Annotated in this window: 18 protein-coding genes; 10 read left to right on the top strand and 8 right to left on the bottom strand. The window is 64.5% G+C overall.

Annotated elements, in window-relative coordinates:
* Window positions 1–72: 72 nt before the first annotated feature.
* Window positions 73–819, bottom strand: a complete 747-nt coding sequence (locus GPL20_RS09680; protein WP_157329338.1) for a Crp/Fnr family transcriptional regulator — start codon at window positions 817–819, stop codon at window positions 73–75.
* On the bottom strand, window positions 819–3986 hold the full coding sequence (locus GPL20_RS09675) for a CheR family methyltransferase (protein WP_157329337.1): 3168 nt from the start codon (window positions 3984–3986) through the stop codon (window positions 819–821). Before GPL20_RS09675 ends, GPL20_RS09680 begins: the two co-directional genes overlap by 1 nt.
* Before the next feature lie 184 nt (window positions 3987–4170).
* On the opposite strand from GPL20_RS09675, the gene GPL20_RS09670 reads away from it, so the two are divergent.
* Entirely contained in the window at window positions 4171–4380 is a 210-nt protein-coding gene (locus GPL20_RS09670; RefSeq protein ID WP_157329336.1) for a hypothetical protein, read from the top strand.
* Here the strand turns inward: GPL20_RS09670 and GPL20_RS09665 are convergent.
* Window positions 4346–4612: a hypothetical protein gene (locus GPL20_RS09665; RefSeq protein ID WP_157329335.1), complete on the bottom strand. Its 267-nt coding sequence runs from the start codon at window positions 4610–4612 to the stop codon at window positions 4346–4348. The two genes, GPL20_RS09670 and GPL20_RS09665, sit on opposite strands and share 35 nt — an antisense overlap.
* Before the next feature lie 10 nt (window positions 4613–4622).
* Window positions 4623–5630, bottom strand: coding sequence for a chemotaxis protein CheB (locus GPL20_RS09660; protein WP_157329334.1), 1008 nt, complete (start codon window positions 5628–5630; stop codon window positions 4623–4625).
* A 167-nt stretch (window positions 5631–5797) separates the two neighbouring features.
* On the opposite strand from GPL20_RS09660, the gene GPL20_RS09655 reads away from it, so the two are divergent.
* Both GPL20_RS09655 and GPL20_RS09650 read left to right on the top strand, forming a co-directional pair.
* Window positions 5798–6199 (top strand): response regulator, encoded by a 402-nt coding sequence (locus GPL20_RS09655; RefSeq protein ID WP_157329333.1) that lies wholly within the window; start codon window positions 5798–5800, stop codon window positions 6197–6199.
* 49 nt (window positions 6200–6248) lie between these two features.
* A complete protein-coding gene (locus GPL20_RS09650) occupies window positions 6249–6428 on the top strand; it encodes a hypothetical protein (RefSeq protein ID WP_157329332.1) in 180 nt (59 codons plus the stop codon).
* Window positions 6429–6774: 346 nt separating this feature from the next.
* Here GPL20_RS09650 and GPL20_RS09645 read toward each other — a convergent pair whose 3' ends face one another.
* Window positions 6775–7383, bottom strand: coding sequence for a cysteine hydrolase family protein (locus tag GPL20_RS09645; RefSeq protein ID WP_157329331.1), 609 nt, complete (start codon window positions 7381–7383; stop codon window positions 6775–6777).
* Window positions 7384–7614: 231 nt separating this feature from the next.
* Here GPL20_RS09645 and GPL20_RS09640 point away from each other — a divergent pair, with 231 nt between their 5' ends.
* Window positions 7615–10998, top strand: coding sequence for an AAA family ATPase (locus GPL20_RS09640; protein ID WP_157329330.1), 3384 nt, complete (start codon window positions 7615–7617; stop codon window positions 10996–10998).
* Between the two features lie 134 nt (window positions 10999–11132).
* On the opposite strand, the gene GPL20_RS09635 is transcribed toward GPL20_RS09640, so the two are convergent.
* Complete coding sequence (locus GPL20_RS09635; protein ID WP_246250195.1) at window positions 11133–11594, bottom strand: nuclear transport factor 2 family protein; 462 nt, start codon at window positions 11592–11594, stop codon at window positions 11133–11135.
* A 148-nt stretch (window positions 11595–11742) separates the two neighbouring features.
* Window positions 11743–12579 carry a helix-turn-helix domain-containing protein gene (locus GPL20_RS09630; protein WP_157329329.1) on the bottom strand — a complete coding sequence of 279 codons (837 nt, stop codon included), beginning with the start codon at window positions 12577–12579 and terminating at the stop codon, window positions 11743–11745.
* A 159-nt stretch (window positions 12580–12738) separates the two neighbouring features.
* Between GPL20_RS09630 and GPL20_RS09625 the strand changes: the two genes are divergently transcribed.
* Both GPL20_RS09625 and GPL20_RS09620 read left to right on the top strand, forming a co-directional pair.
* A complete protein-coding gene (locus GPL20_RS09625) occupies window positions 12739–13104 on the top strand; it encodes a hypothetical protein (RefSeq protein WP_157329328.1) in 366 nt (121 codons plus the stop codon).
* Window positions 13105–13134: 30 nt separating this feature from the next.
* Window positions 13135–13440 (top strand): putative quinol monooxygenase, encoded by a 306-nt coding sequence (locus GPL20_RS09620; protein ID WP_157329327.1) that lies wholly within the window; start codon window positions 13135–13137, stop codon window positions 13438–13440.
* Window positions 13441–13484: 44 nt separating this feature from the next.
* Here GPL20_RS09620 and GPL20_RS09615 read toward each other — a convergent pair whose 3' ends face one another.
* Window positions 13485–14474 (bottom strand): sugar-binding transcriptional regulator, encoded by a 990-nt coding sequence (locus GPL20_RS09615; protein ID WP_157329326.1) that lies wholly within the window; start codon window positions 14472–14474, stop codon window positions 13485–13487.
* A 294-nt stretch (window positions 14475–14768) separates the two neighbouring features.
* On the opposite strand from GPL20_RS09615, the gene GPL20_RS09610 reads away from it, so the two are divergent.
* Genes GPL20_RS09610 through GPL20_RS09595 form a run of 4 tightly spaced genes read left to right on the top strand, consistent with a single transcriptional unit; the run spans window position 14769 to window position 18919 of the window.
* Window positions 14769–16043: an alkaline phosphatase family protein gene (locus GPL20_RS09610; RefSeq protein ID WP_157329325.1), complete on the top strand. Its 1275-nt coding sequence runs from the start codon at window positions 14769–14771 to the stop codon at window positions 16041–16043.
* Window positions 16036–17154 (top strand): ABC transporter ATP-binding protein, encoded by a 1119-nt coding sequence (locus GPL20_RS09605; protein WP_309143244.1) that lies wholly within the window; start codon window positions 16036–16038, stop codon window positions 17152–17154. Before GPL20_RS09610 ends, GPL20_RS09605 begins: the two co-directional genes overlap by 8 nt.
* The gene (locus GPL20_RS09600) at window positions 17151–18080 is read left to right on the top strand and encodes a carbohydrate ABC transporter permease (RefSeq protein ID WP_157329324.1); all 930 of its coding nucleotides are present in this window, start codon (window positions 17151–17153) and stop codon (window positions 18078–18080) included. Before GPL20_RS09605 ends, GPL20_RS09600 begins: the two co-directional genes overlap by 4 nt.
* The gene (locus tag GPL20_RS09595; protein WP_157329323.1) at window positions 18077–18919 is read left to right on the top strand and encodes a carbohydrate ABC transporter permease; all 843 of its coding nucleotides are present in this window, start codon (window positions 18077–18079) and stop codon (window positions 18917–18919) included. Before GPL20_RS09600 ends, GPL20_RS09595 begins: the two co-directional genes overlap by 4 nt.
* Window positions 18920–18921: the final 2 nt, after the last annotated feature.

The following is an 18921-nucleotide window of genomic DNA, read 5'->3' as shown; positions in this document are numbered from 1 at the left end:
TTCACGTAAGTTACTCAAAACGCGCCAACCGCTCAAAATCATCGGGAACTCCAAGCTGAATCGAAAGCGCGATCAGCCGCGCCGATACAATTGCAGATAGCTCGGCGAGAACAGGGCCGCGTCCTTGAGTGCGTCGAGATCGTTGATGGTGAGCGTCCGCTCGCGCAGCACGATCAGACCGGAGGAGCGCAGCTCCTGCACTGTTCGATTGAGATGGACCACCGACAGACCGGTGGCATCTGCGAGATCCATCTGCGTCACAGGCATGATGCAGGAATTGCCCTCGACCATCCCGACCGGACGCAGCCGCTCGAAGATCTCGCAGAACAAATGCGCCACCCGCTCGAGGGCGACGCGGCGGCCGAGATTGATGGCCCATTCGCGCTGGATGGCATTGTTGACGAGGGTCTCGCACCAGAATGCTTCGGCGAGCGAGCGATCACCCGCCACCAGTGCCTCGAAGCGCGCACGCTTGATCTCGCTGTAGACGACCTGCGTCATCGCCGCGATGGAATGATCCATCACCGAGAGCAGGAAGGCGTGCGCATCGCAGCTCTCGCCGGGAAAGATGAAATTGACGATCTGGCGCCGCCCGTCTTCGAGCGTCTTGTAGCGGCAGAGCCAGCCCGACAGCACGAGGCGGACGCTGTCGACCGGATCGCCCTCGGAGATCAGGTCCTCGGCCGATCCGGCGCGCTGAAGTCCCTCGAGCAGTGCGTATTCGAGTGCCGTGCGGGCTTCGGTCGACAACGGCCTCAGCGCATTCAGCCGGCGAATGGCCGGCTCCAGCAAGCTGCGATCGGAGGTCGACAAGGACATCAGTCAGCCATTGCCGGTGTGTGGAACGTGCGCCTGCTCAGAGGAATGGCGATCGTGCATTGCAGCCCAACCGGGTCGAATGCCATCGTGGTCTGCCCCCTGAACTCGAAAGCCAGCGTACGCTCCAGAAGCTCGGTGCCAAAGCCCTTTCGCGCTGGTGGCGCCACTTGCGGGCCGCCCCGCTCGCGCCATTCGAACACCAGCTCGGCCGGCTCGGTGCTTTCGTCCTTGCGCCAGGTGATTTCGATCCGCCCGGTCGGCTGGCTCAAGGCGCCGTATTTCAGAGCGTTGGTGGCCAGTTCGTGGATGGCCAGTGCGAAGGTTTCCGCGGCTTTGGGCTGCAGGCGCACCTTGGGACCGGACACCCGCATCTGCTCGCCCTCGCGGGCATTATAGGCCAAGAGTTCTTCGACCACGAGATATTCGAAATCGACGCCACCTTCGGGATCGCGGGTCACCAGCGCCTGGGTCCGGGCAAAGGCGTTCAGCCGGCCGTCGAGATGGGAGGCGTATTCCTCGACGGTGGTGCTCGTTTCTGCCGAACGGCGGGCGATCGAGCGCACCACGCCGAGCGTGTTACGGACACGATGCTGGAGCTCGGCCAGCAGCAGACGCTGACGCTCCTCGGCGCGGGTGATGGCGGTGACGTCGATGAAGGTGACGACGACGCCGGCGATGAAATTGTCGATGCTGCGATAGGGAAGGATGCGCACGATGTAGCGCGTGCCGCTGTCGGGCGCGCTCAGCTCGCGCTCGGCGCTCGCCAGCGTGCGCAGCACGCGGCGCACATCATCATAGAGCTCCTCGATCGGGATGCGCGCCTTGATGTGCGCGATCGGGCGGCCCGCGTCGGTTTCAACGAGATGCAGGACCTGGGTGATCGCCGGCGTAAAGTTCATCACGCGCAGATCGTTGTCGAGGAACACGGTCGCGATCTGCGTGCTCTCGAGGAAGTTCTTGAGGTCGCTGGTGGCGCGCGTCAGCTCCTGGACGCGGTGCGCCAGCTCGCCGTTGACCGTGGTCAATTCCTCGTTGACAGACTGCAACTCCTCGCGCGAGGTCTCGAGCTCCTCGTTGGCGGACTGCAGCTCTTCATTGAGCGACTGATATTCCTCGTTCGAGGACTTCAGTTCCTCGTTGGTGCTTTCGAGCTCCTCGATCGTGGCCTGAAGGCGCTCCCGCGTCGCGCGCAGCTCGCCTTCAAGGCGCTCGACGTGCTCGGTGCGCACCAGCGCGTTCGGATTGCCCGGGTTGGCCTCGATCACGCGGGCCGGGCCGTCTTTGAACAGGACGACGAAATTGCGATGGCCGCCGGCGCCATCCTGGATCGGCTCGACCGTGACGTCGACGAGAACGCGGTGACCATTCACCCCGAGCTGCACCTGATCGGCATGAGCGGGCTCGTTGGTCTCGGCGGCGCGGCCGAGCGCCGTCCGCAATTCCAGACGCAGATCGCGGTGCACAAGCTGGAGCAGGTCGAGCGTGGCGGCGCCCGCCGTCGGCTCGATATAGCGGCCGGTGCGCCCGGAGAAGTGCAGGATCTGGAAATGGTCGTCGGTGATGACATAGGCGGGGGCATAGCGCTCCGCGATGCGCTGCGCGCGGCGCTCCAGCCCGACGTCGGGGCCGAACGAACGCACTGGCGGCACTTCGACCGGCGCCCTGCCCGCCGCGGTGGTGATCGGAAATTCCGGCGGCAGCCGCGTTCCCGTGTCGAGCTTCTTGAAGATGCGGGCGCGGCGATCGATCGGCGCGAACAGCTTCGGGTGCCGCGTCACGTTCTCGGAATTGCCGAGGAAGAGGAAACGCTCCGGCAGCAGCGCGAAGTGGAACAGCGGAATCACCCGGTTCTGCAATTCGGCGTTGAGGTAGATCAGCAGGTTGCGGCAGGAGACGAGATCGAGCTTGGAGAACGGCGCGTCCTTGATGACGTTGTGCTGCGAGAAGATGCACATTTCGCGCAGCTCCTTCACCACGCAATAAGTGTCGCCTTCGCGCACGAACCAGCGCGCCAGGCGCTCGCTGGTCATGTCGGCCTCGATGGTGGTGCGGTAACGGCCGACGCGCGCGGCCGCAAGCGCGCGGCCGTCGATGTCGGTGGCGAAGATCTGCACCTGCGGCGCGGAATCCAGCCGGCCCATGTATTCGCGCAGGAGTATGCCGATCGAATAGGCCTCTTCGCCCGTCGCGCAGCCGAGCACCCAGACGCGGACCTGCTGGCCCGCGCCCCTGCCCTCGAATATCTTCGGGATGATCTGGCTCTCCAGCACCTCGAATTCGCGCTTGTCGCGGAAGAACTCGGTGACGCCGATCAGGAGATCGTTGAAGAGGCGTTGTGCCTCGTCCTTGTCGTTCCTGAGGAAGTCGACATAGGCGGGGATATCGTCGATCTGGACTACCTGCATACGCCGCTGCACGCGGCGCAGGAAGGTGTTCTGCTTGTAGCCGTGGAAATCATTGCCGGTCTTGTTGCGCAGGATGTCGGCGATGCGCGACAGCGAGGTCGCGGCCGCGGCCAGCACCTCGTCGAAGCCCTGCTTCTCATCCAGCCGCCTGAGATGACGGGCATAGACCTGGATGTGCTCGGGAATGTCTTCCGGCGCCAGCACGTAGTCGGCGATCGCCGCCGGCGTGTTGGCCTCCTTGAGATGACCGGCCTCGTCGGTGATGACCTTTTCGGCGATGGCGAGACCACCGTGATCCTTCAGCGTTGCGGTGCCCAGCGTGCCGTCGCCGCCGGTGCCGGACAGGATCACGCCGATCGACTGCTCGGCGCGTTCCTCCGCCAGCGACACCAGGAAGCTGTCGATCGTGGCGCGCTCGCCGGGCCCCTGCTCGGCCTTGCGGATCGCGAAACGGCCGCCCTGGATCGTGGTGATCATCGCCGCCGGGCACAGATAGATCATGCCGCCCTCGATCGCCTCGCCGTTGCCGGGGTCGGAGAGCTTGCCGCCGTGGGCATTTTGCACGATCCGGCGCAGCCGCGGCTCGTCGAAGGCCTCGTGATGTTGAAGCGCCAGCACGATGGCCTGGTCGGCGTCTACGGTCAGCTTGGCAAAGAAGCGTTCGATACTGTCCAGAGCGGCGGGCGAAGCTCCCACGCCGATGACCAGCGGGGTCTTGCTCTGGCGCTCTCCTTCGGCTGCATGGTCGCCGACTTCATTCATGGCTCTGGTGGCTCTCGTTCACTGGCCAGGCGCGAGGGCACCCGGTCCCCGCAGATAGCAGAAATCGATATTACCCCAACAGATCAAAGAGAAAAATGTCACGGAGCGTCCTTTGATTTCGCGCATGAACGTTGTCAGCCCCCGCCGGGAAGTCCATACTCGGCCTATAACGCAGGAACCCGCGATGCAGATCTCCGAGGAGCTCGCGGCTCTGATCGACCGAGCCGATATCGCCACCGCGACCGCCCGCCGGCTGCTCGACGAGAACGACCGTTGGCGCCGCACCGCCGAGTGGCAGCTCGACTATCTGTTCGAACTCAGCGCGGAATTCAGGAAGCCGGCCATCAGCCGGCTTCCGGCTATCCCGCCGCAACCTGACGCTCGAGATAAGTGACGCGCTCCGCGATCAGGACGCGGTGGCGCTCCCACTCGATCAGGGTCTGCTTGAGCAGGTCGACCAGCCGCTGCGCCTGGCGTGTGTCGTGGCCGCCGGCCTCAAGTTCGCGCACGCGATCTTCCTGGTCGCGGACGCGCTGCGAGCCCTCCGCGATATCCCGGTCGGCCTTCACCAGAAGACGCTGCTCGGCATCGAGCTGCTGGGCGCGTTCGGCAAGGGAAACGGCCATGGCGCAGTCCTCAAGCCTCCCGCTTGTGCACCGCAGGATCGAGCGATTGTAGCACGACGCGCCGGATCATGTCGGCATATTCACGATATTCGGCCGCCCTCGCCTCGTACATCTCGGCAACTGCGAGCCGGCCGCTGCGCCGGCCGTCGGCGGCCATGCGGTGCACCAGCTCAGCCCGCTCCTCGATGATGCGCAGCGCAACCCGCAAGGCTTCGTCGACGCGCCCCTCCTGCTCCTTGGCAAGCGCATCGACAGTGTAGCCATGACCGACCTGGCAGCGGAAGCGCATCGGGCGCGATTCCTTGACTTCGGACAGAACTCCGCCGCAGCCAGGGCAGGTCAACGCGACGGGATCGGCCACCGTGAGCAGCTTGTCGCTGCCGATGCGGTCCCCGGCCGCGATTTCGACCTCGAGCCTGATCTCGGGCGGGATCGGGAGGACGGCTCCGGCCTGCTCCCTCACGAGTTCGGACAGGACGTCGCCCATGGTCGCACCGGGAACACAGAGATCGACCGTGGTCGCCTCCATCGCGCGCCGCGGCATCTCGTCGGAAATGGCGTCCATGGGGTCCTGGACCACGGTCATCCCGCCGCAGCGCTTGATGGCATTGAGGCCGGCCGCGCCGTCGGACAACAGGCCGCTCAGGAGCACGCCGATCACGCGCGGGCCGTGAGAAAGGGCAGCCGAGCGGAACAGGGCATCGATCGCCGGCCGGACCATGTTCTCGCGCGGCCCCCGTCCGAGGAAGACCTGATTTCCGGACAGCAGCAGATGATGGTCCGGTGCGGCCAGGTAGATCTGGCCGGGCTCGATCTTCATGCCGCTTTCGGCCTGCCGGACCGGAAGCGGGCCAGCGTTGCTAGCCACCGCCGAGAGGATGCCGATGCCCTGCGCGGGAATATGCAGCACGATGAAGACGGCAGCCGGCAGATCCGCCGGAAGGCGACCCAGAATCTGCTTCAGCGGTGCGGTGGCTCCCGCCGAGCCACCGATGACGATGATGTCGCGGTTGCTCATGGAACTCACCTTCGATTGCATCGTTTGCACCAAGGCGGGTCTCGGTCTTATGTTCCTAAAGCGCGATCGCGCTTTAGGTTATTGTTTGAGCATGATGTTTTTCGGAAAAGCGCTTCGCACGTTTTCGGATCATGCTCTAGAGGCTTGAAGCGAATGCTGGAGGCACCATGGCGGCATTGTCCCCGTCACGTCAGCACGCGCCGCTGAGCGGGCGTCGCATCTTCATCGTCGAGGACGAATATTTTCTCGCCGACGACATCGGCAGGACATTTCGCGCGCTCGGCGCGGAGATCGCAGGTCCCGTCGGCCATCTCGATGATGCGCTCAAGCTCCTCCACGACGGCGGCGTTCTGGACGCCGCCGTGCTCGACGTGAACATCCGCAGCGAGATGATCTTTCCGGTTGCCCGCGAACTGAAGGCGCGCAACGTGCCTTTCGTGTTCACGACGGGATATGACAGGATCACTCTCGGTCCGGAGTTTCAGGACGTGCCGCTGCTGGAGAAACCGATCGATCTTGCAGCCATGGCACGGCGACTGGCCGCGCTCATCGCCGAACCGCGGAACTGACACGCAGCGAGGCGTGTCCCCTCGCCCATCGACATGCAAGGAACATTCGATGATCCACACACCGAATTCGGCCGCGGATGCGCAACTGCTGACCCATTCACGCGAACTCGTTCGCGAGGCGATGGCGCTGCTGCGCAGAAGCGATCACCTCGTAAGCGCGCAGCGCCTGCGAGATGAGCTGGAGGAGGAACGCCGCAAGCCGCCGCGCCGGGACAGCCAGACATCCTGATACAAGCCCGAAGAATTCAAGCGCGCGGCCATTCCACGATCAGAACAGGTGGGCGAAAGCGAGCCAGGCAGTCACTGCCAAGCAAAGGATGACGGCAGCATAGGGCAAGGCGATGCGCAAAATTGCCTCCTGCCATGTCAGGTGAGCATCATCCAGACGATTGCCGCCGTCATCACGAGGAAACCCGTGATCGCGGTTGCGACAAAGGCCTTTTCGACCCGGTCCATCGCCCTCGCAGCCTCTTTCGGTCCGAGCAGTCTGGCCGGCCGGCGCGGCTCGCGCATTAGGCTATGTGAATCGGCCGCCACGCTTTGTCGGGATGCATGATAGCGGCGCTGCGGTGCACCTACTCCCGCCAGAACTCCGCGAGCTCCTCCGCGGTCACGAGGTCCACCTGGCCGTGAAAGCGGGTGCGATACATCGTCATGAGCGCATCGTGCCCGACGTCGGACGAGCTGCACAGCGCGTCCTCGACAAGGACGACCCTGAAGCCGAGATCGACGGCGCCCAGGACCGTCGACAGGACGCAGACATCCGTCTCAGCCCCGGTGATCACGATCGTGCCGATGTTCTTTTGGACCAGCAGGCCAGCCAGAGCGGAGTTGCTGAAGGCGGAATAGGCCGGTTTGTCGATGACGGTGGCTGGAGGCGCGAACCGGCCCAGGGCCGGCACGAGTTCGAGACCGGATGGCGGAAGATGCCTGCGGGTCGCCTCGCGCCAGCGATGGAAATAGCTCTGCCACTGTCCGGGACGGTCTTCCGGATCCTGCGGCGTGATGAAGCGCGTGAAGATCGTCCTGGCCGGGTGGCGTGAAGCAATCGATGCGATCATCGGCAGGACGCGTTCCATCCAGGGTGTCGCCCAGAGACCGCCGGGGGCGAAAATGTTCTGCATGTCGATGCAGAGGTGAACGGCGTCCCTGATGTCGGCAACTTTCGACGCATTGTCCCTCATCGTCCTCCACCGTCAGGCGCCTGGCCGCACGCCGTCAGCAGCATCTCAGCGGCGAGCTCAGCGACGGAAATGCGAACGCCAAGGCTTTGGTTCCGCGGCGATGTCGCCGTTATTACCTGCGAGGTCTCTTCATCAGCAGTCAACTCGTGACGTTTCACGGTGTCCACCACACGGCATTTTGAGATAGACTGGAGCGCCAGCGGCTGAGGACGAAGCAGCCGGGAGGAGCCCATGGATGTCGCGGCGTGGCTGCGTGCTCTGGGACTGGGACAGTACGAACGGGCGTTCCGCGAGAACGACATCGACGCCGACGTCCTCAAGGACCTGACGGCCGAGGATCTGATCGGGCTCGGCGTCGCCTCGATCGGCCATCGCCGCAGACTGCTCGCCGCCATCGCCGCCCTGCGTGCCGACTCAATTTCGGCGACGCCCCCAGCCACGGCCGCAGCTATTGTCGTTCGTCCCGAGGCTGAGCGCCGCCAGCTCACCGTGATGTTTGTCGACCTGGTCGGCTCAACCGCGCTCGCGGCGCGGCTCGATCCGGAAGAAATGGCCGAAGTCCTGCGGACCTATCAGAACGCAGTGGCAGGCGCGATCACGCGGTTCGAAGGGCACGTGGCGAAGTACATGGGGGATGGTGTGCTGGCCTATTTCGGCTATCCGCGCGCCCATGAGAATGATGCCGAACGCGCGGTGCGGGCCGGCCTCGCCGCGGCCGCGGCGGTACCCAAGCTGGAATCGGCGCATGGCGAGACGCTGGCGGCCCGTATCGGCATCGCGACCGGCCCGGTGGTTGTCGGCGAGTTGATCGGCGAAGGCGCAGCGCGCGAGGAGACGGTGGTCGGCGACACGCCGAACCTCGCGGCGCGGCTGCAAACCATGGCTGCCCCAGGCACGGTTGTGATCTCCGCCCGCACTCGGGAGCTCGTTGGCGGGCTGTTCGAGCTCTCCGAGCTCGGCATGCAAACCTTGAAGGGATTTCCAGTACCGGTACGGCCGTGGCGCGTGGTCGGGGAAAGCACCGCCGAGAGCCGGTTCGAGGCGCTGCACGGCGCAGGCCTGACGCCGCTTGTCGGCCGCGAGAATGAGATCGGCCTGCTGCTCGAGCACTGGGAGCGCGCCAAGGAGGGTGAGGGCCAGCTGGTGCTGCTGGCGGGCGAGCCTGGCATCGGCAAGTCGCGCCTTGCGCGGGCGTTGCGAGGGCGACTTGAGAATGAGCCGCATACGGCCCTGGGGCACTACTGCTCACCGCACCATCAGACCAGCCCGCTTTTTCCGGTGATTGGCCTGCTGGAGCGGGCGGCGGGCTTCGCCGCGGACGATTCGGCCGCAACGAAGATCGACAAGCTCGAGGCGCTGCTTGCGCTGTCGACCGATGATGTCTCGGCAGTGGCTTCGCTGCTCGCGGCATTATTATCGCTCGACACAGGTGCGCGATACCCGCCCCTCGAGATGAGCCCGCATCGGCAGAAGGAGCGGACGCTCGAGGAGTTGGTCGCTCAGGTATTGGGGCTCGCAGCAAGGCGGCCAGTGCTGGCCATATACGAGGACGTGCACTGGGCAGATCCGACCTCGCTCGAGCTGCTCGATCTCCTGGCCGACCGGGTGCAAGGCGCCCGCGTGCTCGTCCTCATCACCTTCCGGCCCGAGTTCGAGCCGCCCTGGATGCGCTATACCCATGTCACCGCTCTGACCCTCAGCCGCTTGAGCCGTCGGCAGGGCGCGGCCATGGTCGCGCGGCTGAGCCACGGCAAGGCGCTGCCTCCTGCGGTACTCGAGCAGATCGTCGCCAAGACGGACGGCGTGCCCCTGTTTGTCGAGGAGCTGACGCGGACCGTGCTGGAGACCAATCTGCTGCGCGATGCAGGCGACCATTACGCGCTCGCCGGGCCGCTGCCGCCGATGGCGATCCCAACCACGCTCCAGGAGTCACTGTTGGCGCGGCTCGACCGGCTGGCGCCTGCCCGGGAGGTGGCCCAAGTCGCGGCCGCCATTGGCCGGGAATTCTCTCACGAACTGCTCGCGATCGCGGCCGCGCTGCGGGAGAGCGATCTCCAGGCGGCGTTGGACGACCTCGTCGGCTCGGGCCTGGTGTTCCGGCGCGGGACGCCGCCGCAGGCGACCTATAGCTTCAAGCATGCGCTCGTGCAGGACGCCGCCTACGCGACCCTCGTGCGCGTGAAGCGGCAGCGCTTGCACGCGCGCATCGCCGCCGCGCTCGAAGAGCACTTTCAGGGGATAGTGCAGGCGCAGCCCGAACTTTTGGCTCACCACTACATGGAGGCCGGGCTGGCTGAACCGGCGATCGATTATTGGCTTAGGGCGGGACAAGCAGAGATCGCGCGCTCTGCTACTGCGGAGGCGATCGCGCAACTGACCAAAGGGCTCGAGCTGATCCCTGTTCTCCCCGACGACGCCCCACGGTGGCGGCGGGAACTCGAATTACAAGTCGCCCTCGGTGTCGCCCTGATGGCCGCGAAGGGCTGGGCCGCTCCGGAGGTCGGACGGGCCAATGCACGGGCTCGGGATTTGTGCGAACGCCTCGGCGACACGTCGCGACTCTTCCCTGTTCTCTATGGGGAGTGGGTTTTTCATGTCGTGCGGGCGGAGCTCGAGGCCGGTCGAACCGCAGGCGAAGAATTACTCCGCCGCGCCCAGGAACAGAACGATGCCGCCGCCGAAACCATTGGCAACCGCATCGTCGGAACCGCTGAATTGCTTCGCGGAGAGTTAGGGGTTGCTCGCGCCCATCTGGAGCGAACGCTCGCTCTCTACGATCCGATCGCTCATCGGTCGCTTGCCTTCCTGTTCGCGCAGGATCCGAGCGTGGCGGGACTGTCCGTCCTATCCTGGGGACTGTTCGCCCTCGGCTATCCGGAGCAGGCCCGGGCGAGGAGCGAGAAGGCTTTGACAGACGCGAAGGAGTTGTCCCACCGCAACACCCTCGGCTATGCACTGCTTTACGGCTGCATTCTGTCGCAGCTCCGGAAGGACCAAGACCAGGCCCGAGATCTGGCGAATGCGCTGATCGCACTTGCAGCCGAGCAGGACTCCCCACACTTCCTCGGGGCCGGCATCGTCATTCGCGGCTGGACGCTAGGCGCGGCTGGAGATTTTGGGGCTGGTATCGCGCAGATCCAAGACGGACTTGCGATGTGGCAGGCCACCGGAGCGGGCTTCCTGGTGCCCTATTTCCAAAGTCTGCTTGCTGAGGTCCACGGTCGATCCGGCGCAATGAACGCGGGCTTGGACCTCATTGCCGAAGCGCTGGACCGAGTGGCAGAAACCGGCGAAGAATGGTTCGAGGCGGAACTCCACCGGAAGATGGGCGAGTTGATGCTGCGCCTGCCGATCTCCGATCCGACCGCGGCGGAAGCACGATTCTGGCATGCGGCCGAAACGGCGCGCCGGCAAGGCGCTAAGCTGTGGGAGTTGCGCGCGACGACACGGCTTGCACGATTGTGGGGAGAACAGGGGCGGCGTTGCGAGGCTCACGACCTGCTCACCCCGATCTATGGTCAGTTCACTGAGGGCTTCGGGACACCGGATCTGCAAGCTGCCAAGGCGATACTTCAGGCAACAACTGCCAGCTTCGCCCCGAAGAAGTACCAGTGAGGTTCCTTCCGAATCGTCCCTCCTCTCTCCGGAGCAAACAGCAGTTTCAGGTGCGGGCGCGTAGTTCGAAGAAAAATGTGGCGACCCAACGTGCCGCCACAACTCGGCCGCCGGGCCCGATCGCGCCCGCAAGCCTATCGCGCGGCGGGCGCCGGGGCCGCGTCGACAAAGCCAACGACGGACTTGATGCGACCATCGTCGGCGATGACGGCAAAGTCGGTGCCCTTGATATAGAGCGGCGCATCCGCAGTGGCGCCGGCGACCCAGGAGAAGCGCACGTAGTCATGATGCGCTTCAATACCGCTCGCGAGATTGAGCCGGTAGCCCGGGAACTGTCCCTGGGCCTTGGCGATCATGCCATCGATGGCATCATGCCCGCGTCCATCACGCACTCTGTCGACATAGGTGCCGTCTTCGGTCCATGTCGCGGCGATGAGATCGCGGCGCCGCTTCGCGTCCTGCTCGTTCCACGCTGCCAGATATCGCACGACGATGTCGTTGACGCCGACCATTCTGGTTCTCCCTTCACTTGTGCGTTCGGCTGCATGCGCGCCCGACGAAAGTCGCGCGCCGAGCACCGCCAACGCCGATGCCATCAGAACACTCCGCCTGTTCATTCTCTTCTCCCCTTGAGCCTGTTCTGCACCGCTCGCCGCGGGTCACTCACTTCGGCGTCACGGTGCGCCGTGGATTGGAGAGAGTCGATGACCCCGGACGTCAAAATGCTTGGCGAGAGCGAGCAGATCAACCTGCCCTCGACGCGAGCGGATTGCCGCCGGCCGACAGTTCAGTCTCGTCGACCATATCTTTCACGATGGCGATGGTGGCCGCGTCGGCCGGAAACAACATTTCGAGCGCAAGCTCCGAGAGCGTCACGTCTGCGGGTGCGCCGAAGACGGTCGTGGTGTTCAGGAACGAGACGCTGCCGAACCTGGTCTGCAGACGAAGCGGCGAGGCGTATCGCTGAGGGCCTTCGCTCGATGCGAGGGCCATGGCACCCCTGGGTGCCGGGTAGGACAGCACCTCGGTCAAAAGAGCCTGAATGACGGGATCTGCCCTCGCCTGAAGCTGCTGCTTCAGCACCGTGACGGTGTGCGCGCGCCACTCGACGAAATTCTCGACGCGCGGGCCCATGCCGTCCGGATGCAAGGTGAGGCGCACGGCGTTGACCGGACTGCGAAGCAGCTCCGGGGAACATCCCTCGTAGAGCTGCGGCAGCGCCGCATTCGACAGAACGACGTTCCAGTGTCGATCCAGCACATAGGCCGGGTAAGGAAGATGGACCTGAAGGATCTGCTCCATCGCGGACCGGGCGGATGACATCTCTTCGAGCGATCGCTCGGCAAAGGCGGGCGCAAACCCTGCGGCGAGCAGAAGCAGGTTTTGGTCGCGCAGCGACAAGTTCAACTGCTCGCCGAGCCGCAGGACCATGTCCCTGCTCGGGCGGGAACGACCGGTCTCAAGGTAGGACAGATGCCGCGTCGAACTGTCTGCGGCAAGCGCCAGCGTCGTCTGCGACATACCCCGGCTGGCGCGCCACCGTCGCAGCAACACGCCAAATTCAACAGCGCGAACGGCCATGCGTCACCTTATGACCTGCCACATCCGCCACACCATAACCTCCGAGGTCAAATTCGCACCGCACGTCAGCGTCTTTTGACCTGCGAGGTTATCGACCAGGCGCGGTCGCGTGAAGCATCTTCCACGGTCCCTGAGGCGCGCAAGCATGAGGAGAAGACGATGGAAAGCCCAAGCAGCCTGGCCAACCGCTACGTCGCCGTCTGGAACGAGAGCGATGCAGAGCGGCGCAAGAGCCAGATCGCAGACCTCTGGATTCCCCAGGGCCGGCATTATGTCGGCGACCGCGAGTTTGAAGGTTACGACGCCCTGGAGACACGCGTGCGCGAGGCACATGAGAAGAACGTCAGGGACAACGCCAACCGGTTTCGTGCCGCTGACGATGCTCGCCGGGTGCACGACGTCGTGGTCTTTCACTGGGAGATGCTGCCCGCCAGCGGCGAGACCATCCTGGCCCGCGGCCTCGAATTTCTCGTCGTCGACGGCAGCGGAAGAATCGTGGCGGACTACCAGTTCTTTCCGGCCTGAGGCCGACGGATCGATGCCGAGGACATCACTATGCCTGTCACCTATGTGATCAAGTTTGACGTCGTGCCCGAGCAGCGCGCGAATTTTCTGCGGCTGCTCGGGACGGTGCTGGATGCGATGAGCGATGAGCCGACCTTTCACCGGGCGGTGCTGCATCGCGATCCCACGTCCGAATATCGCTTCATGCTCTACGAGACCTGGGAAAGCCATGAGGAGGTCTTGAACGTTCAGCTGAAGCGTTCCTATCGCAACGCCTGGCACGAAGCGCTTCCCGGCCTGTTCGTCTCCGATCGCGACATCGAGATCTGGGAGCCGCTCCGAAGCGACCATCGCTGAAGTTTTTCGAACGTCACCCGACGTCGACCACCTGTAAGCCAGCACTATTCGAGCAGCGCTCGCGCGACTTGCTCGTCGGTGATCAGAACGTGACAGAGCTTGGCACGGATTCCGGCGCGGATGATGGCGAGCTTCTGCAGACCACCGGCCGCAAGCACGATCTGAGGGATTTTGAGAAGTTCCTGGAGCGGAGGATTGACGACGCGCACTGCCAGCTCATGGCCAATCAATCGGCCCTCCGCATCGAGATAGTGTCCGCAAATGTCGCCGACTGCACCCGCATCCAGAAGCGATCGCCAAACATTTCGATCGATGAGGCCGTACTCAAGCGCTTTCGAGGTCTCGGACAAATCGACGGCTGCGAGCAGCGCCATGTCGAGGTGGGGAACCATCGCCAGCACCCTCTGCACCGGCTCACTGGCAACAAGCGCATCCCTGAGCGCTGCCGTGTCGGCGAACATCGGCGCGGTGACGTAATAGCAGACCGCATCCAGTGCCCGCGCCACCACTGCGGCGTTATCGTAGGGGTTGATGCGAGTGCTCTCTGCCAGACCGCCGCACAAGAGTACGACGCGATTGCCGCCGCCAGCCCGCCGCCGCAGGTTCTGTGCTGCCGCGTTGATGGTGCCGCCCCAGTTGATGCCGAGGGTGCCCGGTTCGGGCAAATGCTCGGACACATAGTGGCCGGCGGCTGCGCCCACGATCGGCCGAGCGTCTCCGTTCTCGATTGGCGATGGCACGACGATAGCGCGACGCAGACCAAATCTCTCCACCAGGCCGCTTTCGAGCGCTCCGAAAGCGCTCACCTGACTGTTGATGGTGATCTGCACGAATCCCGTGTCGCGCGCCTCGGCGAGGAGGCGATTCACGCGCTTGCGGGTAACCTGGAGGTGTTGGGCGATCGCATCCTGGGTTTGCCCCTCCTTGAAGTAGTGCCAGCAGATCCGCGCCATGAGCGCAGAATCCGCGGCGTTCTCGTTTTCCTGTTTGTTGGCTCGGTCCAGCACGTCCAGGCTCCCTGTTGCACGATCCATATCGCAATTCCGCGCCCGGCACAAATGTACCCGCACCGTCACAAAAGCGTCGCTGGCCGCCGTTAAGAGTCCCAAGAAGAGGCTCGCCTCCTCTCAGGCACGATGGAACGACATGCAGCGCAGTGAACGGACGCCGATCCGGCTTCCTCAAAGCACCAACCGAAAATTCGACCGGTGGCCTGGGCGGCCGGAGACGGCCAAACGTCGATTGAGGGCTGGTCGCACCGGCAGGCCGACATGGCGGCAGCGCGTGCGCCGCGTTGCCTTCGTGCCGCTCAATGTGGAAGCGTGAACATGCGGCGCGCCATCCTCCTTGTTCTTGACGGACTGCGCCGGGACTTCGTCGGCCCCGAGACCACGCCGCATCTGGCCGCCTTCGCGGCACGCGCCGAGCAATTCTCGGCCTTCAGCACGGTCTTTCCTTCATGCACACGGGTGGTTTCGGCAAGTCTCGCCACCGGTTGCCTGCCCGCACGCCACGGTCTCCAGGGCAACACCATGGTCCTCGTCGAGAATGACCGTCTCGTGCGTCACGATGCTGGTCGGCCGGATTTTCTGCAGCACAAAAGGCGTGTCACCGGACGCAGCCTTGCCGTTCCGACACTTGCCGAGCGTCTGCGTGAGCACGGCGGTGCAGTGATCTTCAGCAACGTGTCCCCAGGAGCGGCCTATGCTCACGATCCCGACGGCCACGGGCGCATCTATCATCGCGCCGGCTCGTTTGGGCGAGGCCGCGTTCCCCTGCCCGAGGCCGAACAGCTTCGCGTGACGCTGGACCTGGCTGGCGATCGGGCCATGACCGAGCGCTTCATTGCGGAGGCTGCGCTGGCCGCGAGTCCTCCCGCCCTCGCTCTGATGTGGCTGGGCGAGCCCGACTCGTCGCAGCACGCACTGCCGCTGGGCTCGCCCGAACATCTGGCCGTCCTGAAGGAAGCCGATCGGAACGCGAAGCGCGTCATGGACGCGGTGGCGCAGCTGCCCGACGGCGACGATGTGCTCTTCCTGCTTGGATCCGACCACGGCCATCAGGTGGTGAGCGGCGTCATCCACATTGAAGCCGAGCTGGTCGCCGCGGGCCTCAAGGAAAGCCTCGATTCCGGCGACGTGGTGGTCGCCTCCAACGGCACTTCGGCACTGATCTATCTTCACCCGAACGCGGCTGGCCGCGAGACGGCAATCACCAGCTTTCTGACCGGCCAGGACTGGGCCGGCACCGTCCTGTCCAAGGCCGATCTGCACCGTGTTGGCCAATCCACAGATAACGGACTCGCCTGCGCCGTCGCCATGCGCGCGACCGAGGCTCCCAATGATTTCGGCGTTGTCGGGACAAGCTTTGCCGCGAAGCGTTCCGAAGGCAAGGAAGACGTCATCGGCGCAGGTCAGCACGGTGGGCTCGGCGCTGCGGAGCAGTCTCCCTTCCTCATGATCTCAGGTCCGGGCTTCTCGGCCGGAGCGGTGCGCTCCGAAGCAGCCTCGGTGATCGACATCGCGCCGACTATTCTTGCTCATCTTGGTCTGTCGGACTCCGGCACCGACGGCAACGCGCTCCAGCGAGGCAGCCGTGGCTGAGATCGAGCTTCGCGGCATCGAGAAGCGCTATGGCGAGGCGCCGGTTCTGAAGGACGTCTCCCTGAAAATCAAAGACGGGGAATTCCTGACCCTGGTGGGACCGTCTGGCTGCGGCAAGTCGACCTTACTTCGGATCATCGCGGGGCTCGAGGATCAAGACGCGGGCGAGGTGAGCGTGGGCGGCCGGCCCGTGGACGGAGCTCGCCCAAAGGACCGGGATGTCGCGATGGTGTTTCAGTCCTATGCCCTCTATCCCCATCTCACCGTATTCGACAACATCGCGCTGCCATTGCGCACGCGGCAGCTCTCCTTCGCGCAGCGCCTGCCACTCATCGGACCGCTCCTGCCGGGTCACACCGGCATCGAACGGAGCATTCGCAAGGAGGTGGAGCAGGCCGCCGCCATGCTCGACGTGGCCCACTTGCTGCACCGCAAGCCCGGCCAGCTCTCCGGCGGGCAACGCCAGCGGGTCGCCCTCGGGCGCGCGATGGTGCGGCACCCCACCGTCTTTCTGATGGACGAGCCGCTGTCCAATCTCGACGCCAGGCTCCGTGTGCAGATGCGCACGGAAATCACCTCGCTGCACCGACGCCTCGGCGTGACCTTCGTTTATGTCACGCACGATCAGTCGGAAGCCATGACGATGGCGGACCGCGTCGCCGTCATGATGGGCGGCGAACTGCTCCAGGTCGGCCCTCCGGAAGAGCTCTATCGCGAGCCGCAGGATCTCAGAGTGGCCGAGATGATCGGCAGCCCGAAGATCAACATCGTCGCCCGCGCTCACTGGGCGGATGATCGATCAGTTCTGTCGGCAGCGCTTGCACCGCAGGCCAAGCATCTCGCATTTCGTCCCGAAGCTGCGGTCCTGATCACCCCAGCCGATGGAGTGACCAATGGCACGGTGACGGATCTTGAAAATCTCGGCTCGGACATCTTCGTGCATGTCGCGCTCCGCGATGGCTCGGAAACCGTGGTGATCCGCACCACGCCCGACGAACGGCGCTTTTCGCTCGGCTCTACGGTTGGGCTCAAGGTCGATGCCGCGCGGCTGATGCAGTTCGACGAGGCTGGCAGGCGTTGCGGCAATATCGAGCGGGTGGCGGCAGCATGAGCCTGACGGCATCGATCCAGGGCCCTATCCGCTCGATTGTCCGTCGTCGGCATCGGACCGAGGAGGCCACCGTCGGCTGGCTCGCCGTCTCTCCAGCAGTGATCCTGCTCACCTGCCTGCTCTTTGGCCCGGCCGTTGCCGTGATCCTGTTCTCGTTCACCGACTGGCAACTCGGTGCCGCGACGTTCCATTTCGTCGGTACCGAGAATTTTGCCGCGTTGTGGGCGGACCCGCCGTTTTGGAAGGCCCTGGTCAACACGTGCCTCTACGTGGCGATCGTCGTGCCCGGGACGGTGGGACTTGGCCTTGCCACGGCTCTGCTCATTGAGGCGAGCCCCGGCCTGCGCGGCTTCTATCGCGCGGTGCACTTCCTACCTGTCATGTCCACCATGTCGGCCATGGCTGTGGTGTGGGGCACCATGCTCCATCCCAGCATCGGCCTGGTCAACCGGGCGCTCGCCGCGTTCGGCGTGAGCGGGATCAATTGGCTGCGGGACGAGCACACCGCGCTCCTCGCCCTCGCCCTTATCGGCATTTGGCAAGGTTTCGGCTTCGCCATGGTGCTTTTCGTCTCCGGCCTGAAGGCGGTGCCTCAACAGCTCTACGACGCCGCCGCAGTCGATGGCGCAGACGGCCTCCTTGACCGGCTGCGCATCGTAACTCTCCCCATGTTGGGGCCGGTCACCATGTTCGTCATCATCCTCACCGCAAGCCGCGCCTTCGAGGTGTTCGACAGTGTGCGCGTGCTCACCCAGGGCGGCCCGAACTACGCCTCGGAGGTTCTGCTGAATCGGCTCTATTCCGAAAGCTTCGACTATCTGCGCACGGGTTACGGCGCGGCTCTCGCGGTCGTTTACCTCGCCATCGTGATCGCCCTCACACTCGCCCAGGCACGGTTCATCGAGCGCCGAGTGCACTATTCATGAGCGCACACCGTCCCCGATACCGGCTAGCAGGACGCATCGCGCGCCATGTCTTGTTGGTCGTGTCCGCAACCTTCGCGCTGCTGCCTTTCGTATGGATGATCAGCTTGTCCCTGAAACCGCCGGACGAGATCTTCCAACCCGACTTCCATCTCTGGCCCAAGACCTTCCACGGCGTTGAAAATTATCGTGTTGCGCTGACCGCAGCGCCCATGCTCCGTTTCCTGCTCAATGGCGTCTTCGTCTGCGCGATAATCTTCGTGCTGCAGCTCATGGTTTGTGTGCCATGTGCCTACGCGCTCGCCAAGCTGCGCTTCCGCGGCCGTGACACGCTGTTTTCCGCTGTGCTGGTGGGGCTTCTCGTGCCGCCGCAGGCACTGGCCATTCCCCATTTTGTCCTGCTCCACGTCTTCGGGCTGCTCGACACTTATGCGGCCCTGATTCTTCCCTGGATCATCTCGGCCTTCGGCATCTTCCTGCTGCGCCAGTTCTTCCGATCCATCCCGGATGAGATCATCCATGCCGCCCGGCTCGATGGGCTCGGTGAGTTCGAGATCATCTGGCGCATCATGATTCCCATGAGCACACCGGCGCTTGCCGCTTTCGGCATCTTCTCGGTCGTTGCCCACTGGAACGATCTATTCTGGCCACTCATTGCGGTGCGGAGCGAGGACATCTCGACGCCGGCGCTCGGTATCCTCCTGTTCCGCGATGACGAGGCCGGCCAATTCCTCGGGCCGCTCATGGCTGGCGCCACGATCATCGTCGCCCCGCTGCTGCTCGCTTTCCTTCTCGCCCAGCGCCGTTTCATCGACGGGCTGGCAACGACTGCCATGAAGTGACC

Origin of the sequence: Bradyrhizobium cajani, from assembly GCF_009759665.1 — a bacterium.
Classification (GTDB): Bacteria; Pseudomonadota; Alphaproteobacteria; order Rhizobiales; family Xanthobacteraceae; genus Bradyrhizobium; species Bradyrhizobium cajani.
The sequence above is the reverse complement of the archived record's forward strand: the minus strand, read 5'-3'. Positions and strand labels throughout refer to the sequence as shown.